Below are 12,178 nucleotides of genomic sequence, written 5' to 3'. Positions count from 1 at the left end.
CCCCGGAGAACCTGAGGCGCTCTTGCGGCCGCTCATCCGGAAAGCCGGACGATGCCGTAGGGATTGAACTTGAATTCGTCCACCTCATAGGTGGAACTGAAGGAAAGGCTGGCGTGGCGCTTCTGCAGCGTTGGATCCAGGCCATGCCCGGCGATCTCGTCGGCGACCTGGTCGATGATGGCAACGATCTGCCTCTCGCTGCCCATCGCCTCCGGCACATAGACTTCAGGCAGCCCGACGAGATGGAAGCCGACGCTCTCCAGATATCCCCGCGCCGATAGCGGCCGTTTGGCGAAAGCGAGCCGGCCGATGCGCTGCTGGGCGAGCGGATCTGCCGCTTTCACCGCCTCCGCACCTTGGCCGATCAGTGTTCTCCATCGATCGAGGCCATGGGCGATGCCGGCGCTTTCACCTTTGACGGCCACCGCTCCCGCTGCGATCAGCCGCTCGACGAGACGCAGCGCCGTCATCGACGCCTTCACCGTCTCCGCCTGCGCCATGCTCGGCCCGAGCACATAAAGGACGGATTGATGATCGGCGACGGCTTTCTCGTCCGCTTCGGTCCACACATCGGCTTCGACCCGATCCCAGCAGACATCGAACGATTGGCTCATGCGATCATCCGGCTCTGCCTGCGAATAATCCTCGTCGACGCTGAATCCATCGGCGAAGTCCCGAATCGCTTGGGCTGCCGCCGCGGACAAGTGGCTGAGGTCGCGATCCTTCCCGAGAAAACACAGAACATGCCGGGGCGTCACCGAGGTCGCCTCCTCGCGGATCGCCGTTTCCGGGCTCGCTTCCCTTGAGAAAGACGGTTTCCAGCCGATCACGGCCCACAAGGACCCCAGCAGCGCGCGACGCAGGATATGCAAGATCGATGCCTCCGTTCGGTCGAATGTTTACAGCTTCCGCTTGTAAACATATGGCGTCCAGAACGAAAGCGGGATCATCGCCGCAGGTGATGCGTCGCGCGCCTTTCCTTAAGCCCAGATGTCACCGAGGGTGAAACCTTCGGTGAAGGGGTCGTCATTGTCGAGAACGAGGGTATTCAGGCCCGAGATCCAGCTGGTGCCGCTCAGCGTCGGGACAACGGCGGATTGGTCGCCGATCCTTGCTTCCTCGACCAGCCTGCCGGTGTAGATATTGCCGAGAATCCCCTGATGCCGGAAGGCCTGATGGAGCGGCAATTCGCCCTTCGCATGCAGAACGGCCATCTTCGCGCAGGTGCCGGTGCCGCAGGGGCAGCGATCGAGCGCACCCGTCCAGGTGGCTGGGTCGTCCCAGGAAAGATCGCCTGTCGCCATCGTCACCGTGTTCTTCCAATCGGCGTTCGGATCGTCCGTCGGTCCCGACAGCTGTGAGATTGTAATGCCGACGCCGGGATAATGCGGATGGGCAACCGGCAATTGTTCGATGGCGGCCTGGCGGATCATCGCGGAAACGCGCGCGATCTCCCGACCATGTTCCGGGATCAGTTCAAGGCCTTTGAACTGCCTGACATCGGCGATGACATAGAACATGCCGCCCCAGCCGACATCGACGGTAACCCTGCCGAGATGCGGCACATCGATGACGGCATCGAGATGGGCGGCAAATGCCGGGACGTTCTTGAAGGTCACGTTCTTGACCTTGCCGTTGCTGCATTCCGCCTTGACGCGAATCAGGCCGGCGGGCGCCTCGAGCACCAGCTCGGTGATCGGCTCCTTCATCGGCAGCATGCCCATTTCCAAAAGCACCGTCACCACCGAGATGGTATTGCCGCCGGACATCATCGGATATTCGACCTGCTCGAGGATGATATAGCCGGCATCGGCTTCCGGGTGACAGGGCGGCACGATGATGTTGCAGCAATGGGCGGGATAGCCGCGCGGCTCGCGCAGCATCAGCTTGCGCAGCTGGTCGTCGTTGCTCTCCAGCCATTTCATCTTCTCATAGACGGAATTGCCGGGAATATGCGGAATTCCACCCGTTATCACGCGCATCGGCGTGCCCGCGTGCGTATCAACCGCGTGGATCGTTCTTTTGAATCCCATGTCCATTCTCCTCTGACGTCGACCTACGTCGTTGCTTTGTAATATCGTATACGATATCTTTTGTACGACGCTGCAGACTTGTCAATCAGCAAAGTTATGTTTGTGGACACAATTGTACATTTTCTTGTCGGCGTTTCCTCGCTTCTGCTAAGAACGCCTGCTGAGATAACCGCGCCGAGGGCTGAACAGGCGCCCGGTAGCCAAGGAAGCAGAGAATTGGAGATTTGCGATGTCGGATGAGATCCTACTCGATCGGACGGAAGCTGAGGCCTTGGCGATGCGGGCCTGCCTGGCAGCAGGCGCTGGGGAAGCCACTGCCCGCTCCCTCGTGGACGCCACCTTGTCAGCCGCGCTCTATGGACCTGCCATGCTCGGGTTTCCGCATATGGTCGATTATCTCGACAGCTTTCGCGAGGGGCGTATCAACTGCAATCCCTCGCCGAGGTGCGAGCGTCCCTATCCCGCTTTCTTCGTCGCCGACGCCGATCGGGGCATCGCGCAGCTTGGTTTCGATCTTGCGTTCGACGATCTCGTGGCAGCGGTGCGTAATTTCGGGCTCGCGATCTTTACGCAGACGAACAGCTACACGGCAGGAGAACTGGGATACTATGTCCGCAGGCTTGCCGGCGAAGGGATCGTCGGCATCGCCGCCACCAACGCCAATGCCATGGTGGTTGCCAAAGCCGGCGGCCCTGCCGTCTATAGCACCAACCCGATGGCCTTCGGCTTTCCGCTCGGAGAAGGGTCGCTGCCTCTCATCATCGACCAGGCGTCGAGCGCGACCGCCTATGTCAATATCGTCGCAGCCGCAGCCGAGGGGCGTGGCATCCCGGCGGGATGGGCAGTCGACGAAGCCGGTAACGACACCCAGGATGCGGCAAGAGCGCTCGGCGGAGCGCTGCTTCCTTTCGGCGGGCGCAAGGGCGCCAATGTCGCGCTGATGGTGGAAATGCTGTCGGCCGGCCTCTCCGGCGGTCCCTGGTCATTGGATACGCCATCTTTTCGAGAGGGAAGTGCCAGCCCCGCCGCAGGATTGACCGTCGTGGCGATGATGCCGGGGCGCACCGACGATGGCCTTGTTGAACGCGCACGGCGGCAGGCCGACCGCCTTCAGCAACACGGGGTGTTCGTACCCGGCGTCAGCGGCATGGAATATCCAAGGCCGGCGACGGAAGGCGTGAAAGTGCCGCGCGCCGTCTTCGAGGCTGTCGTGAAGATCGCCGGCGCCTGATTGTTCCCGCGATCGATGGGATGACGCTCAACGGGGCTTTTTTGCCGGAAGGTGTTCGAGGAGCGATCGGCAGGCGCTCATGATATGAGCATAGACGAGGCTTGCCGCTTTTTCCTCATCCCGCTCCCGGCACGCTTCGATGATTTGCCGATGCTCGCGATCCGCCGTCTCCTGGCCATGCGACAGCGTCAGCTGCACCCGCAGATATCGCTCCAGCCGGTCGTTTACCGAACGGATCGTGCTGACGAGGAACGGCCGCTCAGCGTCCTCGTAAAGACAGCTGTGGAAGCGCCAGTTCAATTCCGACCAGCGCGCCACATCCGTTTCCTTGGCGAAGGCGTCACAATAGGCCAGAGCCGTCTCAAAGGTCTTTTCGGTCATGTGCGGGATCGAGAGCTTGATGGCATTCGATTCGAGAATCGCCCGCACCTCGAAGATCTGGGCGATCTCCGGCTCCGAGACGCTGGTGACGATCGCGCCCTTGTTCCGGTGGAATTCCACCAGGCCTTCGGACTCCAGACGTTTCAGCGCCTCCCGGACGGGGATCTTGCTGACATTGAACAGCCGCGCCACATCGTCTTGACGAATCGGCTCGCCTTCATCAAGCGAGCCGTCCGCGATCGAATCCCGGATGAATTTCAAGATCACATCCGAGGCCGTGGGCGCCTTTCCGAGATTGGTCACCTGAGCGGTGTTGAAAGGCATTCCCGGAGCTCCTCGTTTCCTACCCGACGCATATCTCATTGGGATATCGTAGACGATCCCGATGCTCAAGGGCGATCGGCGCGTTCAAGCCACCGCCTGCGCTCCGGTGATTTCCACCAGCGAGCCGCACATGAAGGCCGCTTCATCCGATACGAGGAAGGCTACGAGCGCCGCCACTTCCTCCGGCTTGCCGATGCGGCCATAGGGAACGAGCTTATCGAGATCGGCGATCGTCCGGCCGGAGCGTTTGACGCCCGCTTCCAGCATCGGCGTATGGATTTCCCCGGGGCAGACGGCGTTCACGCGAACCTTGTCGGGCGCATAGTCGCGGGCAAGATTCTGGGTGAAGGCGGCGACCGCCGCTTTCGTCGTGTTGTAGGCAATATGGTTCGGCGCCGGGTAGAGCCCCCATTGCGAGGCAGTGTTGACGATCGCGCCGCCGCCGGCGGCGATCATATGCGGCAGCGCGGCCCGGCAGAGATGAAACATCGAATCGAGGTTGACGGCGAAACTCACGCTCCAATCCTCGTCCGACAGCGACAGCAGATTTCCGCGCCGGTTGATGCCGGCATTGTTGACCAGCACGTCGAGCCGCCCCTTGATCGCAAAGGCTTTCTCAATGAGGTCGACGCAATCGGGCTTGCGCGAGATATCAGCCGCGATCGCAATTGCAGATCCACCGGCAGCTTCTATGCCGGCGGCGACGTCATCCGCCGCCTCGGCGTTCGCATCCGTCACCACCACCAAGGCGCCCTCATCGGCCAGCCGCTTGCAGATGGCCGATCCGATCCCGCCGCCGCCGCCCGTCACGACCGCGACCTTGCCCAAAAATCTCTTCATAACGAACCCCTTCCCTTTGTCCTCACGCGATTGCGCCGCACTACCGCTGCCTGCTACCGCTGGAACTGCTCTACCTGATGTAGCTGCCGCCATTGACGTCGAATGTCGCGCCGTTGACCGATGCCTGCGACGGACGAAGCAGGAAGGCCACCAGTTCGGCGATCTCGCCCGGCTCGGCCATCTCACCGATCGGGATGTCGCCAACCGCCGCCTCCTTCCCGTGCCTTGCCACGAAATCCTCGGCCATATCGGTCCGCACCCATCCCGGCGCGACGGAGACGGCGACCACTCCGTCGCGACCGAAGCTCCTCGCGATCGACTTTGTCAGATTGGTGAGCGCCGCCTTCGTCGCCCCATAAGGCATGGCGTCGGCCGCGTATCCGCGCTGACCGGCGCGGCTGGCCATATTGACGATCCGCCCGCCGCCATGCTGCTTGAAATGCACGAGCGCCTCTTTGCAAAGATCCGCCGCAGCAAAGAAGTTCACCTGAAACTCCTTCTGCCAAGCCGCCCGCCAGTCGGCCGGATCGGCATCGATCGAAATCTCGTTGCGGACCCCGGCATTGTTGACCACGGCATGGATTCGTCCCGCCGCCGAAAGCGCGTCGCGCCAAAGCGCGAAGGCGCCGTCCGGACGGGAGAGGTCGGCCTGAACGATCAATCCGTTTCCGTCGAGCTGGCCGAGCAGGGCTTCCGCTCGTTGCCTGTCGCGACCGTAGTGGATGACCGGCCGCGCGCCTTCGGCTGAAAGGCGCTCGATGATGGCTGCTCCGATTCCGCCGGATGCCCCGGTGACGAGGACAGTCTGGTCGGCCAGAGGTTGAAGGTGAGACATTGCAGGCTCCTATCCGAGCAGGCCGACCTGCGGCCCCCATGTATCAGAGAGCGCAAAGCCGGCGACGAAGGGATCGTCGTCGGACATGCGCAGCTGCTCACGGCCATAGACATAGGCCCGGCCGGTTATTCTCGGCAACACGGAGCGGCGGCCGCCCACCTCGGTTTCGCCGATCGCCTCCGCTAGGAATTCGCCGCCGATGATCGACCGCGACGTCCTCGAGTCTCCGACGGCGACCTCACCGCGAGCATAAAGGGTCGCCAGATTGGCCGAGCTGCCGGTGCCGCAGGGCGAGCGGTCGACGCGGCCCGGCTGCAGCGTCGTGCAGGTTCTGACCGCACCGTCAGCCTCGCGCCCGCGAAACATGACATAGGCGATTTCGTTTACGCCACTCAGGACCGGATGGGCGACCGAGACTTGGCCAGCCAGAAGCGACTTGAGCTCGATGCCGGCTTCCGCCAGCAGCCGGGCATTGGCCGGAGCGATATCGAGGCCGAGCTGGTCGACATCGACCAGCGCGTAATAGACGCCGCCGAAGGCGACATCGACCTTGATGCGGCCCCATTTCGGCGTCTCCACCTCACTGTCGAGCGCTTCGGCAAAACTCGGCACATTGTTGAGGCTGACCGACAGGCATCTGTTGTCACGGCAGGTGGCGCGCGCGACGATCAGGCCAGCCGGCGTGTCCAGCCGCACCACCGTCTCCGGCTCCGACATCGGCACCCGCCCGCTTTCGAGAAGCGCGGTGACGACGCAGATGCAGTTGCTACCCGACATCGGGTGGGCGCGGTCGGCCTGCAGCACGATGAAGCCGGCATCGGCATCGGCGCGGGTCGGCTCGACCAGCAGGTTCACCGACATGGCGACATTGGCGCGCGGCTCGAAGGTGACGAAGCGGCGCAGGCTGTCGTCCACCGCGTTGATGTGGTTCATCTTGTCGAGCATGGTCGCGCCCGGTATTTCGGGCGCGCCGGCGACGATGATCTTGCCGATCTCGCCCTGGCAGTGGACCTGCAGCAGGTCGAGGCTGCGGTTCCAGTTCATTCGGCTGCCTCCGGCTTGATGTACCAGCCCCAGGGATCTTCGCTCACGAAGCGGGTGATCTGCTTGGTCTCGAGATAGTTGTCGAGGCCCCAGCGGCCGAGCTCACGGCCGATGCCGGATTCCTTGTAGCCGCCCCAGGGCGCCTCGGTGAAAGTCGGCTGCGAGCAATTGATCCAGACGATGCCGGCGCGGAAGGCGGCGGCAACGCGCTCGGCCCTGATGTCGTCCTTCGACATGACGGCGGCCGCAAGGCCGAAGCGGGAATCATTGGCGAGGTCGATCGCCTCCTCCTCGGTCTTGAACGGCCGGATGCAGACGACAGGCCCGAAGATCTCCTCAACCCAGGCGGCGCTGTCGAGCGGAACATCGGTCAGAACGGTCGGTTGGAGATAATAGCCCTTGTCGAATCCTTCCGGACGGGCTCCGCCGCAGGCGACCGTTGCACCGGCCTGCCGCGCCGCTTCGATCGCCGCGACGACCTGCTCGTGCTGGCGCTTGGAAACCAGCGGCCCCAGGAGAACGCCCTCGTCCAAGCCGTTGCCGATCTTGATCTTCTTTGTCTCCTCGATCAGCCGTGCGAGCAGCCGCTCGTAGATGGTGTCCTGCACGAGGACCCGCGACGTTGCCGAGCAGACCTCGCCCTGGTTCCAGAAAATGCCGAACATGATCCATTCGACGGCCTTGTCGATATCGGCGTCCTCGAAGACGACGAAGGGCGACTTGCCGCCGAGCTCGAGGCTGACGCGCTTGATGTCGCGGGCGGCCGCCGCCATGATCTTCGAGCCAACCGGCCCGGAACCGGTAAAGGCGAGCTTATCGACTTGCTTGTGATCGATGATCGCCTGGCCGGCGACCGACCCGGCGCCGGTCAAGATATTGAGCACGCCGGCCGGCAGCCCGGCCTCGTCGGCAACCGCCGCCAGCTCCAGCGCCGTCAGCGACGTCAATTCGGCGGGCTTCAGCACCACGGTGCAGCCGGCGGCCAGTGCCGGGGCGACCTTCCATGCCGCCATCAACAGCGGATAGTTCCAGGGAATGATCGCGCCGGCGACACCGAGCGGCTCACGCACAGCCTTGGAGGTGAAACGCTGATCCGGAAGCGCGATCGTTTCCTCGGGATTGTTGTCGAGCTGTTCGGCAAGCCCCGCATAAAAATCGAAGCAGCCCGCCGCGTCGGCAACGTCCCAATCGGCCTCAGGGAACGGCTTGCCGTTGTCGAGGACCTCGAGCCGGGCGATCTCGGCCTGGCGGGCTCGAATGCCGGCAGCGATCGCCCGGAGATACTTCGCGCGCTGGGCGCCCGTCAGTTTTGGCCAGCCGTCCTTGTCGAAGGCGCGGCGCGCCGCCTTGACGGCCAGATCGACATCCTCGGCCGTTGCCGCTCCGATCGTCTGGATCACCTCTTCCGTCGCCGGGTTGGTCACCGTGCAGGTGCCGCCCTTGACCGGCTTCACCCATTGTCCGTCGATATAGAGTTCGCTTCGCATGTTCACTCCCTTTTGCCTTGCGCCGGCACCGCTCTCAGAAGCGGTCGACGCGATAGGGTTTCATGTCCACGGGCGGTTCAACGCCCGTAACGAGATCGGCCATCAACCGGCCGGTCGTGGCCGCATAGGTCAGGCCGAGATGCCCATGACCGGTCGCGAACCAGACGTTGCGGCGCTTGGCGGATGGACCCATGACCGGAACGGTGTCGGGCAGTGCCGGGCGGTGCCCCATCCATTCCGTCGCGCCTTCGGCCTTCAGCTCCGGCAATGCTTCCCGAGCCCGCTTCACCAGGATCTTTGCGCGCCGGTAATCCGGGGGAGCGTCGAGGCCGGCCATTTCGACCGTGCCGCCGACGCGGATGCCGCCTGCCGTCGGCGTGACCATGAAGGCGCGCGTCGGCCAGATGATCGAGTGGCGCATCGAAATGCCGGGCTCCATGATCTGCGTGTGGTAGCCGCGTTCGGTTTCAAGCGGGATGGGCTCCCGCAGCAGGGCGGAAAGCCGGGCGGTGAAGGCGCCGGCCGCAAGCACCACCTTCTCCGCCGCAAGGCTTCGTCCATCCGCCAGACGGAGAGCGGAGACGCCGGCCTCGCTTTGCTCGAAGCCTGCGACGTCGCCCTCGACGATCCGGCCGCCGAGCGCCTGGAATTTTTCGATAAGGGCGGCGACGAGCTTGTACGGATCGGTGATCGACCGATTGTCGGGAAAGAGCACCGCCTTGCCGATCTTCGTGGTCAAGGCCGGCTCGAGATCCCGGATGGCGTTGCCGCCGAGGATTTCGTGCCGGAAGCCGAAACGCTCGAGGATATCGATATGTTCGCGATCCGCCCTGAACTCTGCGTCATCAGTATAGAGGCTGAGGCACCCCTCTGCCGTCAGCATATGCGTCAGGCCGGTCTGCTTGAGCAGCGCGTCCATATCTTCGTAAACACGGCCGCAGAGCGCAGCGCCGGCCGCCTCCAACTCCCTCAATTTTGAGGGGCGGCTGGCGGCGAGGAACCTCAGGAACCACGGCACCAGTTTTGGCAGGTAGCCGGGCCGGATGCGCACCGGCCCTTCCGGGTCGAGCAGCCATTTCGGCATCTGCGCCCAGATGCCGGGGCGCGAAGCCGGCATGAATTCGGTAACCGCGATGCTCGCCATGTTGCCGTAGGAGGCGCCCATGCCGGGGGCCGCCCTGTCCACCAGCACGACGGTCTGGCCGCGACGCTGGAGCTCATAGGCAATGACGACGCCGATGATACCCGCGCCGACGACCACCAAAGGAATTTTGTTTCCGCTCATATCCATTCTCTAGGCTTCAGACCGTCGTCATCCAGGTATCCGCCACGGTGAATCCTTGTTGATAGGGATCGGTCGGATCCATGCCCATCTGATAGAAACCGGTGATCCACGCCTGTCCTGCGATTGCCGGGATGACGGCATCGTATCTTCCGACCTTCGCCAGCCCGTCGATGGCGCAGGTGAAGCGGCTTCCGGTGATGGATTCATGGATGAGAGTTTCGCCAGGCGCGATCAGGCCCTTGGCATGCAACAGGGCAAGACGGGCCGACGAGCCGGTGCCGCAGGGCGAGCGATCGCAGCGGCCGGGCGAGACGACGACGCAATTCTTCGAAATCAGCCGGCCGCTTTCGCGGCGCAGCGGTCCCATGAATTGGGTGTTGGTAATGCCGGGGATCGCGGGGTTGTCGGGATGCTCCACGGCAAGCTGTTCGGCGGCGGCGAATTTGAGCTTCTGCCCGATCTCGCAAAGGTCGCGGGCCTCGGAGGGATCGATCGAAAAACCGAGAGCGGCGGCATCGACCATCGTGTAAGTCATGCCGCCATAGACGATGTCGACCTCAACCGTGCCGAGACCTTCGACTTCGATATGGCTGCCGAGATGGTAGCAGAAGGCCGGCTGGTTCACGAGCCGGACACTCGTCACCTTGCCGTCTAAACATTCACAGCGAACCCGAATGAGGCCGGCCGGCGATTCCAGCGTCAGGTTCGTCACCGGCTCCTGCATCGGAAGAATGCCGGTTTCAAGCAGGACGGTCGCCACGCACATGGTGTTCGAACCCGACATAACAGGATATTCCGTCGTCTCCAGGATCACATAGCCGAAATCGGCTTCCGGATGATTGGAGGGCAGAACGATGTTGGCATTGTGCCAGACGGCGCCGCGCGGTTCGAAGAGAACCATCTTGCGGATATCGTCCATGTGGGTTTCGAGATAGCTCCGCTTGTCGAACATGGTCTCGCCCTTGACCTGGCCGACACCGCCGACGATCACCTTGCCGCTCTCGCCTTCCGCATGACAATCGACGACGGACAGGACCTTCTTGAATCGCATCGCTTGAGTCTCCGGGTCTTTCCTGGGAACCATGAGTATGTTCGGGACCGGCCTGCCTCCGGCCGACCCCGGTATCGACGTGAAAAATCCTACCAGTTGAGGATCGGCTCCATCGCCGCCCTGAACTCGGCCTTTTCCTCCGCGGTCAGCTCGCCGAGCGGCGCGCGGCACGTCCCCACGGACAAGCCCTGCAGCTCGCAGCCATACTTGATCTTCTGCACGAACTTGCCGCTTTCGAGGATGTTCATCGCCCGATAGAGGGTCTTCATCATCTCGCGCGCCTTGCTTAGATCTCCCGCCTTGTAGGTTCGGTCGAGATCGCAGCAGGCCTTGGCCATGCAGTTGGACGGGCCGCAGATCCAGCTTTCCGCGCCCCAGAACATGAAATCGAGCGCGATATCGTCGGAGCCGCTGACGAGCTGGATCTTGCCCTCATAGCGGCTGGCGATGTCGATCGCCCGCTGCAATACACCCGAGCTTTCCTTGATGCCGATCACCCGCGGATTGTCGGCAAAATGATCCATCAGCTCGAAGCTGATGTCTGAACCATCCTTAGCCGGATAAGAATAGAGGACGAGGTTCACATCGACGGCCCCAAGCACGGATTCATAGTGCCTGATCAGTTCCGCCTGGGTTGGACGGGTATAAAAGGGCGGTGCCAGCAGGACGGTGTCATAGCCGATATCTCTGGCGAGCGCCGTCTGCTCGATCACCTCGCGGGTCGCGGGCGCATTGGTGCCGGCGATCAGGATTTCGCCGGGCCTGGCAAACTCCTTGACGAACTGCAGCACGTCACGGCGCTCTTCCCTGGATTGGCTGAAATATTCGCCGGTCGAGCCGTTCGGCACCCAGCCGGTGACGCCTGCCTCGCGCAGATGCGTCAGAAGCTTCTCGAACGCCTTGAAGTCGATCCTGTTGTTCGCGTCGAAGGGGGTGATGAGGGCGGGTATGACGCCGGAAAGTTTCATGGGATTCTCCTGTCCTGGGAACGACGGTTTTCAGATTGCGAGCTTCTTGAGAATGCGTCCCTCCATGAGGGAGACCGCCCGCGTGAGGGGGAAGGCGATGACGAAATAGATCAGGGCGACGACCGTCAGCACTTCGACCGGACGGGCGGTATTGTTCGAAATGTTCTGGCCGACGAACATCAGGTCGGCCATGCCGACGGCGGAGACGAGCGCGCTTTCCTTGAACAGGCTGACGCAGTTCGACAGCAGCGTCGGGATGGCCCGCAGCACCGCCTGCGGCAGCACGACGTTGACGACCTGGACCCTCTGCGGCAGGCCGAGGGCGACACAGGCATCCAACTGCTCCCGGCCGATCGATTTGAGGCTCGCCCGGAAAGTTTCGCTCGTTATTGCGCCCATATAGAGCGTCAGCGTGATGACACCCGATGCGAGATTCGAAAGCTCGACACCGAGGATCAGCGGCAGGCAGAAGAAGATCCAGAAGAGCTGGATGAGCACCGGCGTGCCGCGGAAGAATTCGACATAGGTGCCCGCAATGGCGCGAAGCGCCAGATTGCGCGACGCGCGCGCCAGGCCGACGAGGAAGCCGAGAGAGCATCCAAGCACGACGCAGATGATCGTCAGCTTGATCGTCATCCACAGGCCAAGGAGCAGCGCGTTTTCGAAGCGCAGCAGGATCGAGAAATCGAGCGTCATCAT

At 62.9% G+C, this 12,178-nt stretch carries 12 protein-coding genes; 1 reads left to right on the top strand and 11 read right to left on the bottom strand.

The features are described 5' to 3' along the window. Nucleotides 1-32 precede the first annotated feature (32 nt). Complete coding sequence (locus EFD56_RS01120; RefSeq protein ID WP_004672053.1) at nucleotides 33-872, bottom strand: hypothetical protein; 840 nt, start codon at nucleotides 870-872, stop codon at nucleotides 33-35. 108 nt (nucleotides 873-980) lie between these two features. Further along, complete coding sequence (locus EFD56_RS01115; RefSeq protein ID WP_170967835.1) at nucleotides 981-2,033, bottom strand: proline racemase family protein; 1,053 nt, start codon at nucleotides 2,031-2,033, stop codon at nucleotides 981-983. A 229-nt stretch (nucleotides 2,034-2,262) separates the two neighbouring features. Here EFD56_RS01115 and EFD56_RS01110 point away from each other — a divergent pair, with 229 nt between their 5' ends. After that, nucleotides 2,263-3,264, top strand: coding sequence for an Ldh family oxidoreductase (locus EFD56_RS01110; RefSeq protein WP_004672058.1), 1,002 nt, complete (start codon nucleotides 2,263-2,265; stop codon nucleotides 3,262-3,264). 27 nt (nucleotides 3,265-3,291) lie between these two features. Here EFD56_RS01110 and EFD56_RS01105 read toward each other — a convergent pair whose 3' ends face one another. From EFD56_RS01105 to EFD56_RS01065, 9 genes are all read right to left on the bottom strand, one after another. Then, a complete protein-coding gene (locus EFD56_RS01105; protein WP_037114247.1) occupies nucleotides 3,292-3,969 on the bottom strand; it encodes a GntR family transcriptional regulator in 678 nt (225 codons plus the stop codon). A gap of 84 nt (nucleotides 3,970-4,053) precedes the next feature. After that, on the bottom strand, nucleotides 4,054-4,809 hold the full coding sequence (locus tag EFD56_RS01100; RefSeq protein WP_037114250.1) for an SDR family NAD(P)-dependent oxidoreductase: 756 nt from the start codon (nucleotides 4,807-4,809) through the stop codon (nucleotides 4,054-4,056). A 70-nt stretch (nucleotides 4,810-4,879) separates the two neighbouring features. Further along, complete coding sequence (locus tag EFD56_RS01095) at nucleotides 4,880-5,644, bottom strand: SDR family NAD(P)-dependent oxidoreductase (RefSeq protein ID WP_004672059.1); 765 nt, start codon at nucleotides 5,642-5,644, stop codon at nucleotides 4,880-4,882. 9 nt (nucleotides 5,645-5,653) lie between these two features. Next, on the bottom strand, nucleotides 5,654-6,688 hold the full coding sequence (locus EFD56_RS01090) for a proline racemase family protein (protein ID WP_126904440.1): 1,035 nt from the start codon (nucleotides 6,686-6,688) through the stop codon (nucleotides 5,654-5,656). Continuing rightward, a complete protein-coding gene (locus tag EFD56_RS01085; RefSeq protein WP_126904592.1) occupies nucleotides 6,685-8,175 on the bottom strand; it encodes an aldehyde dehydrogenase family protein in 1,491 nt (496 codons plus the stop codon). The genes EFD56_RS01090 and EFD56_RS01085 overlap by 4 nt, the downstream gene beginning before the upstream one ends. 34 nt (nucleotides 8,176-8,209) lie before the next feature. Continuing rightward, entirely contained in the window at nucleotides 8,210-9,460 is a 1,251-nt protein-coding gene (locus tag EFD56_RS01080; protein ID WP_126904439.1) for an NAD(P)/FAD-dependent oxidoreductase, read from the bottom strand. A 16-nt stretch (nucleotides 9,461-9,476) separates the two neighbouring features. After that, entirely contained in the window at nucleotides 9,477-10,511 is a 1,035-nt protein-coding gene (locus EFD56_RS01075) for a proline racemase family protein (protein WP_012490127.1), read from the bottom strand. Nucleotides 10,512-10,600: 89 nt separating this feature from the next. Further along, nucleotides 10,601-11,479, bottom strand: coding sequence for a 4-hydroxy-tetrahydrodipicolinate synthase (gene dapA, locus EFD56_RS01070; RefSeq protein WP_010025115.1), 879 nt, complete (start codon nucleotides 11,477-11,479; stop codon nucleotides 10,601-10,603). Between the two features lie 30 nt (nucleotides 11,480-11,509). Beyond that, on the bottom strand, nucleotides 11,510-12,175 hold the full coding sequence (locus tag EFD56_RS01065) for an amino acid ABC transporter permease (RefSeq protein WP_037146465.1): 666 nt from the start codon (nucleotides 12,173-12,175) through the stop codon (nucleotides 11,510-11,512). Between the last annotated feature and the right edge of the window lie 3 nt (nucleotides 12,176-12,178).

It is taken from the genome of Rhizobium phaseoli (assembly GCF_003985125.1).
Lineage (GTDB): Bacteria > Pseudomonadota > Alphaproteobacteria > Rhizobiales > Rhizobiaceae > Rhizobium > Rhizobium phaseoli.
The sequence above is the reverse complement of the archived record's forward strand: the minus strand, read 5'-3'. Positions and strand labels throughout refer to the sequence as shown.